This window comes from Pseudomonas sp. GD03862 (assembly GCF_029840855.1).
Taxonomy (GTDB): domain Bacteria; phylum Pseudomonadota; class Gammaproteobacteria; order Pseudomonadales; family Pseudomonadaceae; genus Aquipseudomonas; species Aquipseudomonas alloputida.
The window spans coordinates 42,480-63,888 of record NZ_JAOCDI010000011.1 but is presented as its reverse complement, the minus strand read 5'-3'; the positions used below and the strand labels follow the sequence as shown (position 1 = coordinate 63,888).

18 protein-coding genes are annotated in these 21,409 nt (G+C 61.5%); 7 read left to right on the top strand and 11 right to left on the bottom strand.

From position 1 onward, the window contains the following. Nucleotides 1-216 precede the first annotated feature (216 nt). The 5 genes from N5D53_RS09960 to fabB all read left to right on the top strand — a co-directional run bounded on the left by N5D53_RS09960 (nt 217) and on the right by fabB (nt 7,104). Nucleotides 217-2,331, top strand: a complete 2,115-nt coding sequence (locus N5D53_RS09960; RefSeq protein ID WP_129933163.1) for a TonB-dependent receptor — start codon at nt 217-219, stop codon at nt 2,329-2,331. Further along, entirely contained in the window at nt 2,331-3,221 is an 891-nt protein-coding gene (locus tag N5D53_RS09955) for an ABC transporter substrate-binding protein (protein ID WP_104961123.1), read from the top strand. The genes N5D53_RS09960 and N5D53_RS09955 overlap by 1 nt, the downstream gene beginning before the upstream one ends. Next, nucleotides 3,218-5,149: a response regulator gene (locus tag N5D53_RS09950; protein WP_104961122.1), complete on the top strand. Its 1,932-nt coding sequence runs from the start codon at nt 3,218-3,220 to the stop codon at nt 5,147-5,149. The genes N5D53_RS09955 and N5D53_RS09950 overlap by 4 nt, the downstream gene beginning before the upstream one ends. A gap of 207 nt (nt 5,150-5,356) precedes the next feature. Then, complete coding sequence (gene fabA / locus N5D53_RS09945) at nt 5,357-5,872, top strand: 3-hydroxyacyl-[acyl-carrier-protein] dehydratase FabA (protein WP_003251509.1); 516 nt, start codon at nt 5,357-5,359, stop codon at nt 5,870-5,872. An 11-nt stretch (nt 5,873-5,883) separates the two neighbouring features. After that, complete coding sequence (fabB, locus tag N5D53_RS09940; RefSeq protein ID WP_010954940.1) at nt 5,884-7,104, top strand: beta-ketoacyl-ACP synthase I; 1,221 nt, start codon at nt 5,884-5,886, stop codon at nt 7,102-7,104. Nucleotides 7,105-7,261: 157 nt separating this feature from the next. Here the strand turns inward: fabB and N5D53_RS09935 are convergent, their stop codons facing one another. Further along, on the bottom strand, nt 7,262-8,269 hold the full coding sequence (locus N5D53_RS09935) for an amidohydrolase family protein (protein ID WP_104961121.1): 1,008 nt from the start codon (nt 8,267-8,269) through the stop codon (nt 7,262-7,264). 117 nt (nt 8,270-8,386) lie between these two features. Between N5D53_RS09935 and N5D53_RS09930 the strand changes: the two genes are divergently transcribed. Further along, a complete protein-coding gene (locus N5D53_RS09930; RefSeq protein ID WP_020193852.1) occupies nt 8,387-9,250 on the top strand; it encodes a pirin family protein in 864 nt (287 codons plus the stop codon). 242 nt (nt 9,251-9,492) lie between these two features. Here N5D53_RS09930 and N5D53_RS09925 read toward each other — a convergent pair whose 3' ends face one another. The 4 genes from N5D53_RS09925 to N5D53_RS09910 all read right to left on the bottom strand — a co-directional run bounded on the left by N5D53_RS09925 (nt 9,493) and on the right by N5D53_RS09910 (nt 13,211). Beyond that, a complete protein-coding gene (locus N5D53_RS09925; protein ID WP_010954943.1) occupies nt 9,493-10,218 on the bottom strand; it encodes a dienelactone hydrolase family protein in 726 nt (241 codons plus the stop codon). Between the two features lie 63 nt (nt 10,219-10,281). Then, on the bottom strand, nt 10,282-12,186 hold the full coding sequence (htpG, locus tag N5D53_RS09920) for a molecular chaperone HtpG (RefSeq protein WP_014590273.1): 1,905 nt from the start codon (nt 12,184-12,186) through the stop codon (nt 10,282-10,284). A gap of 69 nt (nt 12,187-12,255) precedes the next feature. After that, a complete protein-coding gene (locus N5D53_RS09915; protein WP_003251519.1) occupies nt 12,256-12,738 on the bottom strand; it encodes a PaaI family thioesterase in 483 nt (160 codons plus the stop codon). Further along, complete coding sequence (locus N5D53_RS09910; protein ID WP_121161272.1) at nt 12,735-13,211, bottom strand: PaaI family thioesterase; 477 nt, start codon at nt 13,209-13,211, stop codon at nt 12,735-12,737. The genes N5D53_RS09915 and N5D53_RS09910 overlap by 4 nt, the downstream gene beginning before the upstream one ends. Before the next feature lie 154 nt (nt 13,212-13,365). On the opposite strand from N5D53_RS09910, the gene N5D53_RS09905 reads away from it, so the two are divergent. Next, a complete protein-coding gene (locus N5D53_RS09905) occupies nt 13,366-13,638 on the top strand; it encodes a hypothetical protein (protein WP_104961120.1) in 273 nt (90 codons plus the stop codon). 66 nt (nt 13,639-13,704) lie between these two features. Here N5D53_RS09905 and N5D53_RS09900 read toward each other — a convergent pair whose 3' ends face one another. The 6 genes from N5D53_RS09900 to odhB form a co-directional block, all read right to left on the bottom strand. After that, complete coding sequence (locus N5D53_RS09900) at nt 13,705-14,454, bottom strand: DUF599 family protein (RefSeq protein ID WP_010954947.1); 750 nt, start codon at nt 14,452-14,454, stop codon at nt 13,705-13,707. Nucleotides 14,455-14,689: 235 nt separating this feature from the next. Further along, on the bottom strand, nt 14,690-16,003 hold the full coding sequence (brnQ, locus tag N5D53_RS09895) for a branched-chain amino acid transport system II carrier protein (protein ID WP_010954948.1): 1,314 nt from the start codon (nt 16,001-16,003) through the stop codon (nt 14,690-14,692). Between the two features lie 402 nt (nt 16,004-16,405). After that, nucleotides 16,406-17,290, bottom strand: coding sequence for a succinate--CoA ligase subunit alpha (gene sucD / locus N5D53_RS09890; protein ID WP_003254203.1), 885 nt, complete (start codon nt 17,288-17,290; stop codon nt 16,406-16,408). Continuing rightward, entirely contained in the window at nt 17,290-18,456 is a 1,167-nt protein-coding gene (gene sucC, locus N5D53_RS09885; RefSeq protein ID WP_003254205.1) for an ADP-forming succinate--CoA ligase subunit beta, read from the bottom strand. Before sucC ends, sucD begins: the two co-directional genes overlap by 1 nt. Before the next feature lie 171 nt (nt 18,457-18,627). Further along, nucleotides 18,628-20,064, bottom strand: coding sequence for a dihydrolipoyl dehydrogenase (lpdA, locus tag N5D53_RS09880; RefSeq protein ID WP_010954949.1), 1,437 nt, complete (start codon nt 20,062-20,064; stop codon nt 18,628-18,630). A gap of 93 nt (nt 20,065-20,157) precedes the next feature. Next, a complete protein-coding gene (odhB, locus tag N5D53_RS09875; protein ID WP_064493140.1) occupies nt 20,158-21,381 on the bottom strand; it encodes a 2-oxoglutarate dehydrogenase complex dihydrolipoyllysine-residue succinyltransferase in 1,224 nt (407 codons plus the stop codon). Between the last annotated feature and the right edge of the window lie 28 nt (nt 21,382-21,409).

The window sequence follows — 21,409 nt, the reverse complement described above, 5'->3', positions numbered from 1 at the left end:
TTAAAGCCAAAAGTAAGTGGCGACCCCGCCATTATACGGCTCGCCTGCTACAGAACCAGTGTCTGGGCGTTTGCAGTATTTGCCATGGCATTTTCGGAGCCGTCGAGATCGAGCGCCGCCACGCGGTACTTTTCAAGACGTACGCCCGACACCCACTGGCAAAACCCCCACGGTCAGTTACCATGCCTGTTTCAATCCTGAAACAAAGGCCGCTCCGTGTTCCCTGGCACGCCCCCGTACCCGCGCCTGCTGTTATTGACCGCCCTGCTCGGCGGTCAGGCCGTGGCCGACGACCTGTTCATCGACAACACCGACCTGCCACAGGTTCTGACCGCCACACGCCTGAAACAATCCCCCGCCGCTGTCCCGGGCAGCATGACCGTACTCGACAGCGAACTGATTCGCGCCAGCGGTGCCCGTGACATCCCCGAACTGCTGCGCCTGGTACCGGGCATGATGATCGGCTACGGTGCCGGTAATCAACCCACGGTCAACTACCACGGCAGCAACGTCAACGACGCACGGCGCATGCAGGTATTGATCGATGGCCGCTCGGTATACCGCGCAGGCCTGGCCACGGTGGACTGGAGCGACATCCCCTTGGCCATGGAGGACATCGAGCGCATCGAGGTGTTCCGCGGCCCGAACACCGTCAGTTATGGCGCCAACGCGCTGATGGCGGTGGTCAACATCCTCACCCGCAAACCCGCCGACAGCCATGGTACGCGGCTGAAAGTGACACGCGGCCAGGACGGTATCAACGACTTCTATGCCAGCCACGGCTTGGGTTGGGACGGTGGCGACATGCGCCTGTCGCTGTCGGGCCAACAGGACGACGGCTTCGATGAGAACCAGTTCGGCCAGGACTACCGCGACAGCCGCCGCCTGACCCGCTTCAACCTCAGCGCCAACCACAACCTGGCAGTCGACCAGACCCTGGAGTGGCAACTGGCGGCCAAGGAAGGCAGCAATCAGCGGCCCTACACCTACCAGCCGGTGTTCCAGCAGTACGAGTCCGGGAACAATGCCGACGTCAACGCCAAGGACTATGCGGGCTCGTTGCGCTGGACCAAGGACTTCAGCGCTGAACACAGCCTTTATATCCAGGGTTCAGCCCAGCATTTTGATCGCCAGCAAGTGTGGCGCGCCTGTGATGCCTTGCAGTCGTTCAGCCCCGAACTGACCCAGCTCTGGCAGATGAACCCCGACTTCGCCGAAAAAGTGGCGCGCGGCATTGCGACTGGCGCCCCCCTTTCCACTGACGACCCTGCCCTGAAAGGGCTTCTGCAGAAAGTGCAGCAGCAATGGGAGCAGGGAGGACAGGAGCAGGTCTGCGGCGATGTCGATCAGAGCACCCGTGAAACCCGCTATGACCTGGAAATCCAGGACACCCTGAGCCTGACCGACAGCCTGCGTCTGCTCAGTGGCATGAACTACCGCTATGATCGCGCCGACTCGCAGACCTACTTCAACGGCAGCATCGACGACCAGACCTGGCGCCTGTTCGGCCAGCTGGAATGGCGGGCCGACGAGCACTGGATACTGCAAGGTGGGGCCATGTTCGAAGACTCGCGCCTGTCTGGCAGTTCGCTGACCCCGCGCGTTGCGGTCAACTACCTGATCACCCCGCGCCACGGCCTGCGTGCGGTGTACTCCGAAGCGGTGCGCTCGCCCGACATGTTCGAGAACAACGTCAACTGGAGTTACACGGTCAAGAACCTCACCCCCAATTCATTCGGCCTGCAAAACGGTGAGTACTTCGTCAAGACCCGTGGCCCTGGCGACCTTGAACAGGAGCGCATGCGCTCGCGCGAGCTAGGCTACAACGGCTACTTCAGCGACCTCGACCTGAGCCTGGATGTGAAGCTGTTCTACGACGAGATCACCGGCATGATCAGCGAGCCTCTGAGGAACAACCAGTACATCGCCAGCAACGCCAACAAGGCCCGTTTCAGCGGCAGCGAGGCGCAAATGGACTGGCGCCCCACCCTGCGCGACCGCCTGCGCCTGACCTATGCCTACGTCGATGCCTGGGCCAGCAACCCCGACGACCGTCGCCTTAGCGCCCGTAACAGCGGCTCGGCCGGGTGGATGCGCGAATGGGGTGCCGGCTGGTCGAGCGCGCTGTTCTACTACGGCGACGATGCCCTCAACCAGTACCGCTACGAGCGTCTGGACCTGCGCCTGGCCAAGCGTTTTCGGGTGTATGGCAGCACCCTGGAGCTGGCGGCGCTGTGGCAGCAGCGCCTGGACGATGAACCCACCTCGGCCCTGCAGAACCGCTACGACAGCCGTCACCGCCTGAGCGTGAGCGCGGAGCTGGAGTTCTGATGGCCCTGCTGCTGCGCCTGTTGCTGCTCTGCCTGTGGCCGTTGGGGCCTTTGTCCGCCAGCGAAGTCCTGCTGGTGGGGGCTGAGGACCAGCCCGGTGTCCGCAGCTTCATCGCCGCCCTGGAAAGCCGCCGGCCGCACGATCATGTGCAGTTTCAAACCACCGCCAACCTGCCGCGCCCAGGCAAGCTCAAAGCCGACCAACGCCTGATCCTGCTCGACAACGCAGCACTGGAATGGCGCCTGGGGGAAACCGCCGGCCCGCCGGCGCTGGTCATGCGGGTCAGCCGGGTACAGGCTGAACAGCGCCTGGGAAAGTCGCGCCCCGCGTTCCTCACACTGCTGTGGAGCGACGCACCGCTGGGACGGCAACTGCGCCTGGCACGTTACCTGTTGCCGCAGGCCAGGCGCGTTGGCGTGCTGTACGGCGAGCACAGCAGCTTTCTGCTGGACGAACTGCGCCATGCTGCGCGGCCGCTAGGCCTGGAGATCGTGGCCCAGGACTGGTCCGACCCGCGTGACAACAGGCCCCTGCAGCACCTGCTGGGCAACAGCGATGTGCTCCTGGGCCTGGACGACCCTGACTTGTACAACTCCAAGACTGCAAAGAACCTGCTGTTGAGCAGTTATGGCCGGCAGATGGCACTGATCGGCCCGAACGCCGGCTTCGTTCGCGCCGGCGCCCTGGCCAGTACCTACAGCGACCAGGACGACTGGCTGTGGGTGCTCGACCAGTTGCTCGACCAGCCGCCGACGCGCTGGCCGCGAAGCCTGTACCCGGTGCGTTACGGCGTCAGTGGCAACCAGCAGGTGGCCCGTGCCCTGGGTCTTGAACCAATCGATCAGAACGCCGCCGTCAAGGCCCTGGCCGAGGGAGAACCCACCCAATGAGCAAACGCTTGAGCTGGGACATTCATACCCGCACGCAGATCATCAGTCTCGGCCCCGCCCTGCTACTGACCTTGCTCTTGATCAGCTTCTTTACCTTCGTACGCATCCAGGACCTGCGCCAGGAACTCAACCACACCGGGCAACTGATCGCCAACCAGTTGGCACCGGCGTCGGAATATGGGGTGATTTCGGGCAACAACGAAGTGCTTGAAGGGCTGATGCGTGCCACCCTCAGCATCCCGCACGTGCGCTTTCTGGAAGTGCAGGACAGCCGCAACCACATTCTGGTGTACGTCGAGCAGTCCGACGAAAGTGCCAACCGTGCGCAACAGGTCGAGGTGTTCCAGGCGCCCATTCGCCTGCAGCAAATCCGCCTGGACAACGACTTCCTGCAACAGGGCAAAGCCACCACCCCGGCCATCGGTGACGACTACCTGGGCCGCGTGATCGTCGGCATGTCCGATGACGCCTTCAGTCAGCGCCAGCAGGAAATCGTGATCAAGGCCGGGATCCTGGCGTTGTTCGCCCTGCTGTTCACCTTCTTGCTGGCACGCCGCCTGGCCCTGAGCCTGGCCAAGCCGATCAGCGACATGGGCCATGCGGTCAAGGCGATTCAGCAAGGCGAGTACAACACCCCCTTGCCGGTCGTCGACGACAGCGAGCTGGGCCACTTGGCCCGCCACATCAATAACCTGGCCAGCGCCCTGGAACAGGCCAGCGATGAACAGAAGCAGGCCATCGCCGAACTGATCCAGGCCCGCGAGGAGGCCGAACAGGCCAACCGTGCCAAATCGGATTTCCTGGCGATGATGAGCCATGAGTTGCGCACCCCGATGAATGGCGTGCTGGGCATGCTGCAACTGCTGGAAACCACACCGCTGAGCAGTGAACAGGCCGATTACACGGCAGTGGCCAGCGAGTCCACCGGGCATTTGCTCAAGGTCATCAACGACATCCTCGATTTTTCGCGCATCGAACGCGCCGCGCTGCAGCTGGAGCACATCGACTTCAACCTGGGCGAGCTGATCACCAACAGTGTCCAGTCGTTCCAGCACAGCGCCCAGCAACGCGGCCTGGGCCTGCACCTGCAACTGCCGGCCGGCATCGAGCAGTTGCAGGTGAACGGCGACCCCACGCGCATCCGCCAGATTCTGCTGAACCTGATAGGCAACGCCCTGAAGTTCACCGAACGCGGCCAGGTGCAAGTCGACGCACGCTGGCAGGTGCTCGACCGGCAGTTGATCTGGCTGACCTGCAGCGTGCGCGACACCGGCATCGGCATCGACAGCGACCGCCTGGAAATGATGTTCGTCGCCTTCCAGCAGGCCGACAGCTCGATTTCCCGTCGTTATGGCGGCACCGGGCTGGGGCTGTCGATCGCTCGTACCCTGGCCGAGCGCATGGGCGGCAAGCTACGCGGTGAAAGCCGTGAGGGCCTGGGTTCGACCTTCACCCTGGAGATGCCGTTGGCCCTTGCCAATCCTGCCCCCGTCCCGTTGACGCCGCCAACGACTGTACGAACGACGGTGCCGGACAATGATCAGGTACTGCTGGTGGAGGACAATCCGGTCAACCGGAGCGTCGTGGAAGCCATGCTGCGCAGCCTGGGGCTGGCAGTATGCACGGCAGAAGATGGCCTTGAAGCCGTCGAGCTGGTCGGCCAGCAGCGCTTTGCTGCCGTGCTGATGGATTGCCGCCTGCCGCACCTGGACGGCTATGAAGCCACCCGACGCATCCGCCAGTTGCCCAACGGCGCCGGGCTACCGATCATCGCCCTAACCGCCAACGCGTTGCAGGGCGACCGTGAACGTTGCATGGCCGCCGGTATGGACGATTACCTGAGCAAACCCTTGCGCCGTACCGAATTGCAGCAGGTGCTGCAGCGCTGGTTACCCGGTCAGACAACCGCGACTGGCGATAAATGCTAAAGTGCGGCAGTCTTAAACACTGGACAGGACCTTCATCGGACCTGAAAATAGACGTTTCAGTGCACACCTGTACTTCTTTCACCAGGTGCGCTGTGACTTTCACCACAACGCAATAGTCTACCTGTAGGCTGCCGTCTCGAAGCGCTTTGTTTTCGGGCCGGCCGGGAAGATTCATCCCCTGCCGCAGGGGGTTATTGAGGAGCTCGCATGACCAAACAACACGCCTTTACTCGGGAAGACCTGCTGCGCTGCAGTCGCGGTGAGCTGTTCGGCCCAGGTAATGCGCAACTGCCCGCGCCGAACATGCTGATGGTCGATCGCATCACCCATATCAGCGAAGAAGGCGGCAAGTACGGCAAAGGTGAATTGGTCGCCGAGCTGGATATCAACCCGGACCTGTGGTTCTTCGCCTGCCATTTCGAAGGCGATCCGGTAATGCCGGGCTGCCTGGGCCTCGACGCCATGTGGCAGCTGGTTGGCTTCTTCCTCGGCTGGCAGGGCCTGCCGGGCCGTGGCCGCGCCCTGGGTTCGGGCGAGGTGAAATTCTTTGGCCAGGTACTGCCTGAAGCCAAGAAAGTCACGTACAACATTCACATCAAGCGCGTCCTGAAGGGCAAGCTGAACATGGCCATCGCCGATGGTTCGGTCAGCGTCGACGGCCGCGAGATCTACACTGCCGAAGGCCTGCGGGTCGGCGTGTTCACCTCCACTGACAATTTCTAAGGGTTATTCGCATGCGCCGCGTCGTTATCACTGGTCTGGGCATCGTATCGTGCCTGGGCAATGACAAAGCTACCGTCACCGAAAACCTGCGCAACAGCCGTCCGGGTATCCGTTTCAACCCGGAATACAAGGAAATGGGGCTGCGTAGCCAGGTTTCCGGGTCCATCGACCTCAACCTCGAAGAACTGATCGACCGCAAGGTTTACCGCTTCGTCGGCCATGCGGCTGCCTACGCCTACCTGGCCATGCAGGACGCGATCAAGGACGCTGGCCTGACCGAAGAGCAGGTTTCCAACCCGCGTACCGGCCTGGTGGCGGGTTCCGGCGGCGCCTCGACCCTGAACCAGATGGAAGCGCTGGACACCCTGCGTGAGAAAGGCGTCAAGCGCGTCGGCCCATACCGCGTTACCCGCACCATGGGCAGCACCGTTTCGGCATGCCTGGCCACCCCGTTCAAGATCAAGGGCATCAACTACTCGATCTCGTCGGCCTGCGCCACCTCGGCTCACTGCATCGGTACCGCACTGGAGCAGATCCAGTGGGGCAAGCAGGACATCGTCTTCGCCGGTGGTGGTGAAGAAGAGCACTGGAGCCAGTCGTTCCTGTTCGATGCCATGGGCGCCCTGTCGACCAAGCGCAACGAAACCCCGGAACTGGCCTCGCGCGCCTACGACGCTGACCGTGATGGTTTCGTCATCGCTGGCGGTGGCGGCATGGTCGTGGTCGAGGAACTGGAACACGCCCTGGCCCGCGGCGCCAAGATCTACGCCGAAATCGTTGGCTACGGTGCCACTTCCGACGGCTACGACATGGTTGCACCGAGCGGCGAAGGCGCCATCCGCTGCATGCAGCAGGCGCTCTCCACTGTCGACACCCCGATCGACTACCTGAATACCCACGGTACCTCGACTCCGGTCGGTGACGTGGCCGAGATCAAGGGCGTGCGTGCCGTGTTCGGCGACAAGGCTCCGAAGATCAGCTCCACCAAGAGCCTGTCGGGTCACTCGCTGGGCGCTGCCGGCGTGCACGAGGCGATCTACTGCCTGCTGATGATGGAAAACAACTTCATCGCCGGCTCTGCCAACATCGACGAGCTGGACGCGGAAGTCGCCGACTTGCCAATCCTGCGTAAAACCGAAGAAAACGCCAAGATCGACACGGTCATGAGCAACAGCTTCGGCTTCGGCGGCACCAACGCCACCCTGGTGCTCAAGCGCTGGGAAGGCAAGTAAGACGCTGCTGCTGTAAATGAAAACGCCCCGACTGGTTCGGGGCGTTTTTGTTTGGGTTGCCTGTGCTGGCCTCTTCGCGGGTAAACCCACCACACAAGCCTTCAGCGCTGTGCCCACCCTGTAGGAGCGGGTTTACCCGCGAAGAGGCCCGCACAGGTCACTGCTGTACCTTGGGCAACACCGCCAGAAAATTCTCCCGGGCCACCTTGTGCGCCACCCGCTCCGGCAAGGCATCCAGAAACGGCTTGAACCCGTGCATCTGCTCCCCCAGGCTGCCAAACCGCCCCACCACATCCGACCCCAGCATGAACCGCTCCGGGTACTTCTCGACCAGCGCCAGCCATTCCTTGCGCGGCGCGCCCTGCTCATCCAGCAAATACGGCTGCAGCACACTCCACGACAAATCGACATACAGGTTCGGGTAGTCCTCCAGCAATCGCGTCAGCACCGGCAGTAGAAAGTCCATCTGCGTCTGGTGGCGATGTATCTCCATGCTGCTGCCCGCATGCGCCCAGATGAATCGCGTATGCGGGTGATTGCGCAGCGGCTCTTCGATCTCCGCCAGGTACAGCGGGTTGCGCTCGCGCTTGGAGGTGATGTTGGAATGCAGCAGCACGGGCAGGTCGCGCTCGGCCGCCAGGTGGTAGATACGCGTCATGGCCTCATTATTGGCACGTGGCGTGTCGCCACTGGTCAGCGCTGTCAGGTCATCATGTCGGGTGAACACCTCGCCGATGCCCTGCCAAAGGCCCGGGTACAAATCGAGCATGCGCTCGATATGGCTGACCGCATTCTTGTCCACCGGGTTGAAACCGCTGAGGAATGGGTGAAAGCGCTTGCGCTGCTCACTTGGCAATTGCTGCAGCGCCGCCGCCACGTAAGTATCAGTGGCGCTGTACCAGTAGGCATCAGCGTCATCACCGGCGTAGTAGCGCGGGCGCTTGGGTTCGTCTTCGTGCCATTTCTTGGCCACCGGTATGCCTGAAATCATCGACTGCTCAACCCCTGCGGCATCCATGGCCTTGATCAGCGCCGGCATGCCTTCACTTTCCTGGAAGAAGTCCACGTAGTGCAGGTGGGCATCACTGTAGCGGTACTCGCGCGCCTGGGCCGCCTGGCACAGCCAGCCGAACAACAGCACACAAGCCAGCGCTCTGGCGGTCATGGTCATCCTCCTCATGCAAGTACGAACCCAGTAGACCAGGCGGCCGCCAAGACGGTTCAGCCACGGCGGGCAAACCGCTATGCTTGAGGCACTTCCACCGTGCCCGGAGCCTTCCCCATGAGCAGCCCACTGGTCATCCACCCCCGAGCCGAGACGGTCGAGGGCCAGCCGATCCTGCGCCCGCTGCCGTCAGCCCAGTGCCGCAGCGTCGGCCCGTTCGTGTTCTTCGACCACATGCTCGAAACAGACTATGCCCCGGGGCATGGCATGGACATCCGCCAGCATCCGCATATCGGCCTGTCCACCCTGACCTACCTGTTCGAAGGCGCAATTCTGCACAAGGACAGCCTTGGCTCGGCGCAGCGGGTGCTGCCCGGTGATGTCAGCTGGATGACCGCAGGCAGCGGCGTCGCCCATGTCGAGCGCACCCCGGAAGATGCCCTGGCCCATGGCTCGCGCCTGCATGGGCTGCAGGTATGGCTGGCGTCGCCACGCGAGTTTGAGCAAGGCCCGGCAAGCTACAGCCATCACCCCGCCGCGAGCTTGCCCGTCAGTGACAGCCTGGGTGTGCGTATCTGCATGATTGCTGGCAGCGGGTTCTGCCTGGCGTCACCGGTGCCGGTGCTGTCCCCTACCCTTTATGCGCATGTACGGATGCAACCGGCGACCACCTTGCTGGTACCGAATGAGCATGTGCAGCGGGCGCTGTACCTGCTAGATGGTGAGTTGACGATGAACGATGAAGACGTGGAACCGTGCAGCCTGGTGGTGCTGCCGGAGGGGGAAGAGGTGACGTTGTATGCGGAGGGTGAATGCCAATTGGTACTGATTGGCGGTGCACCGCTGGATGGGCCGCGTCGGATGAACTGGAATTTCGTGGCCAGCGACCCGGAGCTGATCGAGCGGGCCCGGGCCAGGTGGGCTGCGGGGGATTGGCCGGTGGTGCCGGGGGAACATTCTAGGATCGAGTTGCCTCGGTGATCGGGGGTGGACACAGGTCGACGGTTGGGCGCAAGCCGCTGTAGGAGCGGGTTTACCCGCGAAGAGGCCGGACCTGCTGGCCAATCTCCACCCGCTGTTCACCGTTGCCGCCGCCACCGTATTCGCGGGTAAACCCGCTCCTACACCCAGATCGGGGGTGAACGCACATTGGTGATTGGGCGCAGGCCGTCGCGTAGGAGCGGGTTCACCCGCGAAGGGCTGCAAAGCAGCCCCCTGCAAGCTCAACGCTGGAACACTTCACTCAGCAGATTATGCATCGAACGGAACGCTCGCTCGGAAGTGCGCCGGTCATACTGCATCTTGCCCGGCATATTGGCATTCGGGTCGGTAAACGAGTGCACCGCGCCGCCGTAACTGAGCAACTGCCAGTCCACCTTGGCTGCGTTCATCTCGTCTTCGAATGCCGGCAGCTGCTCTTTAGGCACCAATGGATCGGAGGCACCATGCAACACCAGCACCGAGCCCTTGATGCGCTTGGCATCTTCAGGATTCGGCGTGTCCAGGGTGCCGTGGAACGATACGGCCGCACGCAGGTCGGCGCCGCTACGGGCCAGTTCCAAGGCACAGCAGCCACCGAAGCAGAAGCCGAAGGTGGCCACCTTGCCAGGCTCCAGCAACGCCTTCGACTGCCCCAGCAATTGCGCCAAGGCCTCCTGCATGCGCTTGCGCAGTTCGCCACGGTCATTCTTCAGCGGCATCATCGCCACGCCTGCCTCATCGGCATTGGACGGGCGCACCGATTGCCCGTACAGGTCGGCGATCAGCACCACATAGCCCTTCTCGGCCACTTCCTTGGCAATGCGCTCAGCACCTTCACCAATGCCCATCCAGTTCGGCGCCATCACCAGCCCTGGGCGGCCCAGCGCACCCGGCTCATAGACCAAACGGCTTTCGTAGGTCTTGCCAGACAGGTGATAAACCAGCGATTCGACGATTACTTTGCTCATCAAGCACTCCTTTGGCACTCGTCATAAAAAAGCCCGCCGAAGCGGGCTTTGCTGTGCATCAACTCAAGCAGACAGCTCGACCAGTAGCTTGTTCAGGCGACGAACGTAAGCCGCCGGGTCCTTCAGGCTGTCACCAGCCGCCAGGGCCGCCTGATCGAACAGGATGTGCGACAACTCGGCGAAACGGTCTTCGCTCTGCTCGTGATCCAGCTTCTCGATCAGCGGGTGGCTCGGGTTGAACTCGAAGATCGGCTTGGACTCCGGCACTTTCTGCCCGCTGGCTTCCAGGATCTGGCGCATCTGCAGGCCCAGGTCCTGCTCGCCAATGGCCAGGATCGCCGGCGAGTCGGTCAGGCGGTGCGATACGCGTACTTCGGCCACGCTGTCACCCAGCGCACCTTTCAGTCGCTCGACCAGACCTTCCTTGTCCTTGGCGACTTCTTCCTGGGCTTTCTTGTCTTCTTCCGAATCCAGCTTGCCCAGGTCCAGGTCGCCACGGGCAATATCGACAAAGGCCTTGCCGTCGAATTCGTTGAGGTAGCTCATCAGCCACTCGTCGATGCGATCAGTGAGCAGCAGCACTTCGATGCCTTTCTTGCGGAAGACTTCCAGGTGCGGGCTGTTCTTGACCTGCGCGTACGACTCGCCGGTGAGGTAATAGATCTTGTCCTGACCTTCCTTGGCGCGGGCCAGGTAGTCGGCCAGGGCGACGCTCTGCTCGCCGCTGTCGTCCTGGGTGGACGCAAAGCGCAGCAGACCGGCGATTTTCTCCTTGTTGGCGAAGTCTTCGGCCGGGCCCTCTTTCAGCACCTGACCGAAGTTTTTCCAGAAGCCCTTGTATTTCTCGGGTTCGTTCTTCGCCAGCTTCTCCAGCATGTCCAGCACGCGCTTGGTCAGCGCGGTCTTCATCGAATCGATGATCGGGTCTTTCTGCAGGATTTCACGCGACACGTTCAGCGACAGGTCGTTGGAATCGACCACACCCTTGATGAAGCGCAGGTACAGCGGCAGGAACGACTCGGCCTGGTCCATGATGAACACACGCTGCACGTACAGCTTCAGGCCGCGTGGCGCTTCGCGCTGGTACAGGTCGAACGGCGCACGGGCCGGCACGTACAGCAGCGAGTTGTATTCGAGCTTGCCTTCAACCTTGTTGTGGCTCCAGGCCAGCGGGTTTTCGAAGTCATGGCCGATGTGCTTGTAGAACTCCTGGTACTCCTCGTCCTTCACCTCGGTGCGCGAACGGGTCCACAGGGCGCTGGCGCGGTTGACGGTTTCCCACTCTTCGGCCGGCTGCTCTTCACCTTCGGCGGCGGCCTGCTCTTTCGGCAGCTGAATCGGCAGGGCGATGTGGTCGGAGTACTTCTTGACCACGTTGCGCAGGCGCCAGCCATCGGCGAACTCCTGCTCGTCCTTCTTCAGGTGCAGGACGATACGGGTACCGCGCTGTGGCTTGTCGATGGTGGCGACTTCGAACTCGCCCTCGCCTTTCGACGACCAGTGCACACCTTCGGCCGCTGGCTGGCCTGCACGGCGGCTGTACACGTCGACCTTGTCGGCAACGATGAACGCGGAGTAGAAGCCCACGCCGAACTGACCGATCAGGTGCGAGTCCTTCTTCTGGTCACCGGTTAGGTTCTTCATGAAGTCGGCAGTGCCGGACTTGGCGATGGTGCCCAGGTGGGCAATGACGTCTTCGCGGCTCATGCCGATGCCGTTGTCCTCGAGGGTCACGGTACCGGCGTCCTTGTCGAAGCTCAGGCGAATCTTCAGGTCAGCATCGCCCTCGAACAGCTCTGGCTTGGCCAGGGCTTCGAAACGCAGCTTGTCGGCGGCGTCGGAAGCGTTGGAAATCAGCTCCCGCAGGAAGATTTCCTTGTTCGAGTACAGCGAGTGAATCATGAGGTGCAGCAGTTGCTTCACCTCGGTCTGGAAGCCCAGCGTTTCCTTTTGTGTTTCCACAGTCATGGTCTTCGAAACTCCGATCTGATGGCGTTGGCGCCTGGCGGCCGGTTCGGCCAGCGTTAACGGCGGATGTCATGCAGATGGGGGCTGCCCGGATGATTTCAAGGGCTTTTCCGGTTCGATCTTGAAATGCGCACGGGCCGTGGCAATCGGCGACTGCCTGTCGCCCTGCCAGGCGGTGATGGCCACGTTGGTCACCCGCCGGCCCTGGCGCCACAGCTGGCACTGGGCGTAGGTATCGCGAAAATGCCCGGCGCGCAGGTAGTCGATGGAAAAGTCGATGATCTTCGGAATGCTTGCGCTCTCGCTGTAGATCAGCAGGTACAGCGCTGCCGACAGCTCCATGAAGCCGGCGATCACGCCGCCATGGATGGCCGGTAGCAGTGGGTTGCCGATATTGTCCGGGCTGGCCGGCAGGCGGAACAACACGTCATCGCCCTGACGCTCGCATTCGATGCCGATCAGCCCGGCATAGGGAATCAGTGCCAGCAACGGTCGATAGTCGCCCACCGCATGGGCGGCGTTGAGCTGCTGGCGTACCGCGTGCGGAATCATGCCTTGCCCTCCTTCAGACTGTCGCCGAAACGGATGCCGCCCTTGATGTCCTGGCCCAGGCGCATGAACGTGCCCACCACCTGGCAGATGGGCTGGTCGGGGTCGTCCTGGTAGGCGGTGCCACGGGTGAAGATCACGTCGCGGGTAACACGGTAGCACTGGGCGTGGCCATAGATGTCCTTGCCGGCCTCAGCCGGGTGCATGTAGTCGATACGCAGGTCCAACGTCGGGCACACTTCGAAGCGCGGCAGCACACACAATGTGGCCATGCCACAGGTGGTGTCCATCAGCGTGGTCAGCGCACCGCCGTGCACGGCACCGGTTTGCGGGTTGCCGACAATCGCCGGCGACCACGGCAGGACCAGGGTCATGCCATCGCCATCAGCCTGCGCCACGCGCATCTGCAACAACTGACAATGTTTTAACGCCGAGAGAAAGCGCTCGGCCATTGCCACCAAGGTTGAATCGCTCATCGGCTGTTCCCATCGGCCGCAGGGCAGCGGCATAAATTCGTTAAAAAGTCCATGTAGAACGGGACGTTATATATCTGTAATCTTCGTTGAACTTATTCCGCGTAGTTGCACTCGAAGGAACAAGTCACTTATTCCACCAAGGAGAAACACCCCCATGCGTAAACCTTTTGCTTTTGCTCTGATGCTGGCCGCTGCCATGGGCCTGGCTGCTTGCGATAAAGCGAGCGAAGACAAAGCCCAGGACGCACAGCAACACGCCGAGCAAGCCCAGGAAAAAATGGGTGAAGCTCAGGATAAGATGAACGAAGCCGCCGAGGAAAACGCCGAAGCTGCCAAAGATCAGGCCGAAGCCGAGCAGAAGGCTGCCGAAGAAGCCGCTCCGGCTACTCCGGCTCCAGCTACGCCGGCAGAACCTGCCAAGCAGTAACTGGCTAAAACAAAAAACCCGACAATGTCGGGTTTTTTTGTGCCTGCGAACTTTCGATTAATCGTTTCAGTTGGAGACAACCGAGCTTTCCTTGGCCGGCTCCGACAGTACACTTTCGGTCGGTGTGAACACCATCACATCGAGTACATCCGAATGGAACTCTCGACGGTACAGAATCAGCACTACTCCCACACTCATCGCCATGAACAACCATGGGCTGATAAACCAGCTCAACATGGCCATGCCGAAGTAATACGAACGCAGCCCCAAGTTGAACTGGTTGGCCGCCAACGACAATACCCGCGCCGCGCGGGAGGCGAACGCCTTGCGCTCCAGCTCATTGACCAGCCGTTCGCCGATCATCGGCGCCGAGCCCACCAGCACGGCGGCAAAGTTGTATTGGCGCATGCACCAGCTGAACGTGAAGAAGGCATAGACAAATACCATGGCCAGGCACAGCAGCTTGATCTCCGACATGCCCTGGGATGTTTGCTGAACCAGCGGCAGGTCGGCCAGCAACGACAGTGCCCGGTCGGAGGCACCGAGCACGGTGAGGATGCCAGCCAGAATGATCAGGGTGCTGGAGGCGAAGAACGAAGCGTTGCGCTCCAGGTTACCGATCACGCTGGCATCGGCGATGCGGTTGTCGCGCAGCAGCATGCGGCGCATCCAGTCTTCGCGGTACAAGTGCAGCACGCTGGCCAGGCACGCGGTGTCGCGCCCCTTCCAAATCGCATATCGGGTATAGCCACCCCAGCACAGGGCGAACCAGGCGATGGCCAGCAGGTTGTTGAGGTTGCTTTGGATGAAGTTCATGCAGGGTTACCGAAAGGGCCATGTGCCTAAAGGATAGGGACCGGATTTCGACGCTGGCAAGCGGCAAAAGGCACACCTGCACAGTGAAAAATGCATTACCTGTTGCGAAGAGGCCGAAACAGGCAAACAGCAAAAAGCCCCGCATCCTTTCGGATACGGGGCTCTCTTGTTTTCACCCTTGGCGGGCACCCTTCGGCTTGTGGCCGGTGCCGCCCTCAGGCTTCGACTTGTTCGGTCAGGCCAGCGCCTCGCGCGGCTTGCCGAGCATGCGGTCGCAGGCCACGGCACCCACCAGGGTCACCACCGAAGGTACCAGCCAGGCCATGCCGGCATCACTCAATGGCAGGTGCGCCATGAAGTCTGGCAACACGTGGGCAAGGCTGCTGCCCTTGATCGCATCGACCATGCCGAACAACAGCGATACCAGCATCACGGGTGCCAGGATGCGCGTTGGCGAGTTCCACAGGTCTTTCACGAAGCTCAGGCCAACCACCACGATGCACGGCGGATAGATGGCGGTGAGCACCGGGATCGAGAACATGATCAGCTTGGTCAGGCCAAGGTTGGAAATCAGCAGCGAGAAGCCGGCAAGGATCACCACCAGCGCGCGGTACGACAGCGGCAGGATCTGGCTGAAGTACTCGGCGCAGGCACAGGTCAGGCCAACCGCGGTCACCAGGCAGGCCAGCGCGATCAGCACGGCGAGGAAGCCGCTGCCCAGGGAGCCGAAGGTGTGCTGTACGTAGGCATGCAGCACCGCCGCACCGTTGGTGGCGTCAGCCGCGATGTCGTGGCTGGTGGCACCCAGGCGGAACAGGCTGATGTAGACCAGGGCCAGCCCGACACCGGCGATCAGGCCGGCGATGATGGCGTAGCGGGTAATCAGCCTCGGCGACTCGACACCGCGCGAGCGAATGGCATTGACAATGACGATACCGAACACCAGGGCACCCAGGGTATCCATGGTCAGGTAGCCATCGGAGAAGCCCTTGGAGAACGCAGCGGCAGCATAGGCAGGCTGTGCGTCACCAATGCTACCGGCGGGCAGCGCGAAGGCAGCGATGCCCAGTACTGCCAGGGCAATGATCTTCAACGGTGCCAGGAAGCGGCCCACGGTGTCGAGCAACTTGCCAGGGTACATGGACACGGCCAGCACGACGATGAAGTACACCAGGCTGTAGATGAACAGCGCCAGCGGGCTTTCACCGGTCAGCGGTGCAACGCCCACTTCGAACGACACGGTGGCCGTACGCGGGGTGGCGAACAATGGGCCGACCGACAGGTAGCACACGGCTGCCAGCAGGCCGCCGAAGAACTTGCCGATCGGGCTGCTCAGTGCATCCATGCCGCCACCGACCTTGGCCAGAGCGACCACCGTGATGACCGGCAGGCCCACGGCAGTGACCAGGAAACCCAAGGCCGCCATCCATACGTGCGGGCCAGACTGCAGGCCGACGATAGGCGGGAAGATGATATTGCCTGCACCCACGAAAAGCGCAAACGTCATAAAGCCAAGCGCCAGGATATCCTGGCCTTTGAGAACTTTCATTTAAGGTAGTACCACACTGCTGAAATCGGGATTCGAGAGGGGATTTCCCTTTGGGTAAGGGGAAATGCTGCCCGGCTTGATAGGCCAGACCCGTTTAGCGTGTCGTTCCCTTTTGGGGTACGGGCACAGAGTGAACGCGTAATGTAACTGGTTTGTCAGTCAAACGCACTGGCACAGTGCTGCTTGTCCGATGTGCGTACATGTTTGTCGTCTGTGTGACCGAGGACGGCAGGTATTATCCTCGGATTGAAACATTCGTCTGCGTGAAAATTCCTATCAAACCTATCGAAGAGTCTCTATCGCCACACCGGCCTCTTCGCGGGTAAACCCGCTCCTACGAACCCCACATACGACAAAGGCCACCCGAAGGTGGCCTCTGTGCGCGTGGGGGGTGTAGCAGTATTACTTCTTGGCTTCCCAGCCAGTCAGCTCGGCCAGGGCCTTGCCGATGTCAGCCAGGGAACGCACGGTTTTCACACCCGCGTCCTGCAGGGCGGCGAACTTCTCGTCCGCAGTGCCCTTGCCGCCGGAGATGATGGCGCCAGCGTGGCCCATGCGCTTGCCCGCAGGTGCAGTAACACCGGCGATGTAGGAAACGACAGGCTTGGTGACGTGGGCCTTGATGTAGGCCGCAGCTTCTTCTTCAGCCGAACCGCCGATCTCACCGATCATGACGATCGCTTCGGTCTTCGGGTCTTCCTGGAACAGCTTCAGGATGTCGATGAAGTTGGAGCCTGGGATCGGGTCACCGCCGATGCCGACGCAGGTCGACTGGCCGAAGCCGGCGTCGGTGGTCTGCTTCACAGCTTCGTAGGTCAGGGTGCCGGAACGCGAAACGATACCGACCTTGCCTGGCAAGTGGATGTGGCCTGGCATGATGCCGATCTTGCACTCGCCCGGGGTGATGACACCTGGGCAGTTAGGGCCGATCAGGGTCACGCCCAGCTCGTCGCACTTGACCTTGGCATCCAGCATGTCCAGGGTAGGAATGCCTTCGGTGATGCAGACGATCAGCTTGATGCCGCCAAAGGCAGCTTCCAGGATCGAGTCTTTGCAGAACGGAGCCGGTACGTAGATGACCGAAGCGTCAGCGCCGGTAGCTTCCACGGCTTCCTTGACGGTGTTGAACACCGGCAGGCCCAGGTGGGTGGTGCCACCCTTGCCTGGGGTTACGCCGCCGACCATCTTGGTGCCGTAGGCAATGGCCTGTTCGGAGTGGAAAGTACCCTGCGAGCCGGTGAAGCCCTGGCAGATGACTTTGGTATCTTTATTGATCAGGACGCTCATTACTTGCCCTCCGCAGCTTTGACAACTTGTTGAGCAGCGTCGGTCAGGCTGGTTGCCGCAATGATGTTCAAACCGCTTTCTGCCAGTACTTTAGCGCCCAGTTCGGCGTTGTTGCCTTCGAGGCGAACGACGACCGGAACTTTAACGCCGACTTCTTTCACTGCACCGATGATGCCTTCGGCAATCATGTCGCAGCGAACGATGCCGCCGAAGATGTTGACCAGAACGGCCGCGACATTGCTGTCGGACAGAATGATCTTGAACGCTTCGGTAACGCGCTCTTTGGTAGCACCACCGCCAACGTCGAGGAAGTTGGCCGGCTTGCCGCCGTGCAGGTTGACGATGTCCATGGTACCCATGGCCAGGCCGGCACCGTTGACCATGCAGCCGATGTTGCCTTCAAGGGCAACGTAGTTCAGTTCGAACTTGGCAGCGTGGGCTTCACGGGCGTCGTCCTGCGACGGGTCGTGGAAGGTTTTCAGCTTCGGCTGACGGTACATGGCGTTGGCGTCGATGTTGATCTTGGCATCGAGGCAGTGCAGGTCGCCATCGGCCTTGATCACCAGCGGGTTCACTTCCAGCAGCGCCAGGTCATGATCCTTGAACAGCTTGGCCAGGCCAACGAAGATCTTGGCGAACTGTTGAACTTGCTTGCCTTCCAGGCCCAGCTGGAAAGCCAGCTCGCGACCCTGGAACGGCTGAGCGCCGACCAGTGGGTCGATGGTGGCCTTGAGGATTTTCTCAGGCGTTTCGTGAGCGACTTTCTCGATGTCCACGCCACCTTCGGTGGAAGCCATGAACACGATACGGCGACTCGAACGATCGACTACAGCGCCCAGGTACAGCTCTTTGGCGATGTCAGTGCAGGATTCGACCAGAATCTTGGAGACGGGTTGACCGTTGGCATCGGTCTGGTAGGTAACCAGATTCTTGCCCAACCACTGTGCAGCGAACGCCTTGGCGTCTTCCTTGCTGCGAACCAGCTTTACGCCGCCCGCTTTACCGCGACCACCCGCGTGAACCTGGGCTTTTACAACCCACTCGTTCCCGCCGATCTTGTCGCAGGCTTCTGCAGCTTGCTCAGGGGTGTCGACTGCGAAACCCTTGGAAACTGGCAGGCCGTACTCAGCGAACAGCTGCTTACCCTGATACTCGTGAAGATTCATGCTTTTTACCGTCTTCGTTAGGTACTGCGCTTCGGCGCTGCGCCATCAGTGGCGCCGCACCACCTGTGACCGTTGACCCCGGGTTTCCCGTGTGATCCGGTCCGGCGGACTTTCCGCGGTGAGTCATGCACGCAAGACTCACGACGGGCAGCCCGCCGTGGTTTCTTATAATTAACGCTTCTTACGGTTGGCCACGTGAATGGCGCCGCCATTCACCGCCAGCGCTGCTTCATGCAACGCTTCGGACAGGGTTGGATGGCTGAAGACCATCATGCCCAGATCCTCGGCACTGGTGCCGAATTCCATTGCGATTGCGCCCTGCTGCACCAGTTCGGCAGCCGATGGGCCAATCACGTGAACACCCAGAACGCGGTCGGTCTTGGCATCGGCGATGACCTTGACGAAACCACCGGTGTCGTTGGCAGCCATCGCACGGCCGCTGGCCGCGAACGGGAAGGTGCCCACGTTAACCTCAACGCCCTCGGCCTTCAAGGCCTGTTCGGTCTTGCCGACCCACGCGATTTCCGGGTGGGTGTAGATGACCGACGGGATCAGGTCGTAGTTCATCTGGGCCTTGTGGCCCTTGATGCGCTCGACGACCATGATGCCCTCTTCCGAAGCCTTGTGGGCCAGCATCATACCGCGTACCACGTCACCGATGGCGTACACGCCCGGAACGCTGGTGGCGCAGTAATCGTCGACGAAGATGTAGCCACGCTCGTCGATGGTCACGCCGCTGTCGGAAGCCAGCAGATCGGTGGTCACCGGGCGACGGCCGACTGCAACAATCAGCTTGTCGAAGGTGATCTTCTGCTCACCTTCGGCGTTGGTGTAGGTCACTTCGACTTCATTGCCGTTGACTTTCGAGCCGGTGACGCGAGCGCCCAGCTTGATGTCCAGGCCTTGCTTGGTCAGGGTCTTCTGGGCTTCTTTCGACACGGCGGTGTCGGCAGCCATCAGGAAGGTATCCAGGGCTTCCAGGACGGTCACTTCAGCACCCAGGCGAGCCCATACCGAGCCCAGCTCCAGGCCGATCACGCCTGCACCGATAACGCCCAGGCGCTTCGGTACGGCCTGGAATTCCAGGGCGCCGGTGGAGTCGACGATGACATTCTGGTCGACCGGGGCCGGCGGAATGTCGATCGGGCGCGAGCCGGAAGCCAGGATCACGTTCTCGGCTTCGATGACTTCGGTGGTGCCGTCAGCCTTGGTGACTTCGACCTTCTTGCCGGCCAGCAGCTTGCCGTGGCCCTGGATCGAAGTGACGCCGTTGGCCTTGAACAGAGTGGCAACGCCACCGGTCAGGTTCTTGACGATGCCGGCCTTGCGGCCAACCATCGCGGCGACGTCCATCTTCACTTCGCCCGTGGAGATACCGTGGACGTTGAAGCTCTCTTTGGCTTCCTTGTACTTCCAGGAGCTGTCCAGCAGCGCCTTGGAAGGAATGCAACCTACGTTCAGGCAGGTGCCGCCCAGGGCCAGTTTGCCCTCGGCGTCGGTGTACTTCTCGATACAGGCAGTCTTCAGACCAAGTTGGGCAGCCTTGATGGCAGCCACATAGCCGCCTGGGCCTGCACCGATTACCACTACGTCGAATTTCTGGGTCATAAAAGATTCCTTATCAGCTACAAGCTACAAGCCGCGAACCGCGCGGCCTGGCTTCTTGCGAAGCCAGGCCCGGCACGGTACGCAGCCAGAGGGTTAGATGTCCAGCAGCAGGCGGGACGGATCTTCCAGCAGGTTCTTGATAGTGACCAGGAAGGTTACCGCTTCCTTGCCGTCGATCAGGCGGTGATCGTACGACAGCGCCAGGTACATCATCGGGCGAATCACGACCTGGCCATTGATGGCCATCGGGCGCTGGATGATGTTGTGCATGCCGAGAATGGCGGCCTGCGGCGGGTTGACGATCGGGGTCGACATCATCGAACCGAAGGTGCCACCGTTGGTGATGGTGAAGGTACCACCGGTCATCTCTTCGATGGACAGTTTGCCGTCACGGGCCTTCTTGCCGAAGGTAGCGATGCCGTTCTCGATTTCAGCCAGGCTCATCGACTCGGCGTTACGCAGCACCGGCACCACCAGGCCACGGTCGCTGGACACGGCAACACCGACGTCGGCGAAGCCGTGGTAGACGATGTCGTTGCCGTCGATCGAGGCGTTGACGGCCGGGAAGCGTTTCAGCGCTTCGGTAGCGGCTTTGACGAAGAACGACATGAAGCCCAGGCGCACGCCATTGTGGGTCTTCTCGAACAGGTCCTTGTACTTCGAACGCAGGGCCATGACTTCGGTCATGTCCACTTCGTTGAAGGTGGTCAGCATCGCCATGTTCGACTGGGCTTCGACCAGACGCTCGGCGATCTTGGCACGCAGGCGGGTCATCGGCACGCGCTTCTCGGTACGGTCGCCAGCGGCGACGACAACCGGGGCAGCGGCAGCAGCGGCAGGCTTGGCAGCCGGTGCAGCGGCAGGTGCCGACTTCTTCTTGGCAACAGCAGCAACCACGTCTTCCTTGGTGACGCGACCGCCTTTACCGGTACCTGCAACGGTAGCCAGGTCGATGCCGTTTTCTTCAGCCAGCTTGCGCGCAGCCGGGGCAGCGATCGGGTCATCTTCGCCAGCGTCAGCGCTGGCAGCAGCCGGAGCAGCTGCAGGCGCGGCGGCCGCGGCTGGCGCAGCGGCAGCACCGCCCTCAACGATCGAACCCAGCAATTCGTCGGACAGAACGGTGTCGCCCTCGCCCTTGACGATGTCGCCCAGCACGCCATCGGCAGTAGCCAGTACTTCCAGGACAACCTTGTCAGTCTCGATGTCGACGATCAGCTCGTCACGCTTGACGGCTTCGCCCGGCTTCTTGTGCCAGGTGGCAACGGTGCCATCGGCAACCGATTCCGGGAAGGTTGGGGCTTTGATCTCGATAGCCATTATCTGTGTTTCCTTAAATTCGGTTTCA

Bases quoted from the DNA above. Each gene is read 5' to 3' on its own strand.
- sucD (WP_003254203.1), bottom strand. From the start codon at position 17,290: ATGAGCGTCCTGATCAATAAAGATACCAAAGTCATCTGCCAGGGCTTC.
- N5D53_RS09915 (WP_003251519.1), bottom strand. From the start codon at position 12,738: ATGATTCCGCACGCGGTACGCCAGCAGCTCAACGCCGCCCATGCGGTG.
- N5D53_RS09950 (WP_104961122.1), top strand. From the start codon at position 3,218: ATGAGCAAACGCTTGAGCTGGGACATTCATACCCGCACGCAGATCATC.
- N5D53_RS09935 (WP_104961121.1), bottom strand. From the start codon at position 8,269: ATGACCGCCAGAGCGCTGGCTTGTGTGCTGTTGTTCGGCTGGCTGTGC.
- N5D53_RS09905 (WP_104961120.1), top strand. From the start codon at position 13,366: ATGCGTAAACCTTTTGCTTTTGCTCTGATGCTGGCCGCTGCCATGGGC.
- lpdA (WP_010954949.1), bottom strand. From the start codon at position 20,064: ATGACCCAGAAATTCGACGTAGTGGTAATCGGTGCAGGCCCAGGCGGC.
- brnQ (WP_010954948.1), bottom strand. From the start codon at position 16,003: ATGAAAGTTCTCAAAGGCCAGGATATCCTGGCGCTTGGCTTTATGACG.
- N5D53_RS09910 (WP_121161272.1), bottom strand. From the start codon at position 13,211: ATGAGCGATTCAACCTTGGTGGCAATGGCCGAGCGCTTTCTCTCGGCG.
- N5D53_RS09930 (WP_020193852.1), top strand. From the start codon at position 8,387: ATGAGCAGCCCACTGGTCATCCACCCCCGAGCCGAGACGGTCGAGGGC.
- fabB (WP_010954940.1), top strand. From the start codon at position 5,884: ATGCGCCGCGTCGTTATCACTGGTCTGGGCATCGTATCGTGCCTGGGC.
- N5D53_RS09925 (WP_010954943.1), bottom strand. From the start codon at position 10,218: ATGAGCAAAGTAATCGTCGAATCGCTGGTTTATCACCTGTCTGGCAAG.
- htpG (WP_014590273.1), bottom strand. From the start codon at position 12,186: ATGACTGTGGAAACACAAAAGGAAACGCTGGGCTTCCAGACCGAGGTG.
- N5D53_RS09955 (WP_104961123.1), top strand. From the start codon at position 2,331: ATGGCCCTGCTGCTGCGCCTGTTGCTGCTCTGCCTGTGGCCGTTGGGG.
- sucC (WP_003254205.1), bottom strand. From the start codon at position 18,456: ATGAATCTTCACGAGTATCAGGGTAAGCAGCTGTTCGCTGAGTACGGC.
- fabA (WP_003251509.1), top strand. From the start codon at position 5,357: ATGACCAAACAACACGCCTTTACTCGGGAAGACCTGCTGCGCTGCAGT.
- odhB (WP_064493140.1), bottom strand. From the start codon at position 21,381: ATGGCTATCGAGATCAAAGCCCCAACCTTCCCGGAATCGGTTGCCGAT.
- N5D53_RS09900 (WP_010954947.1), bottom strand. From the start codon at position 14,454: ATGAACTTCATCCAAAGCAACCTCAACAACCTGCTGGCCATCGCCTGG.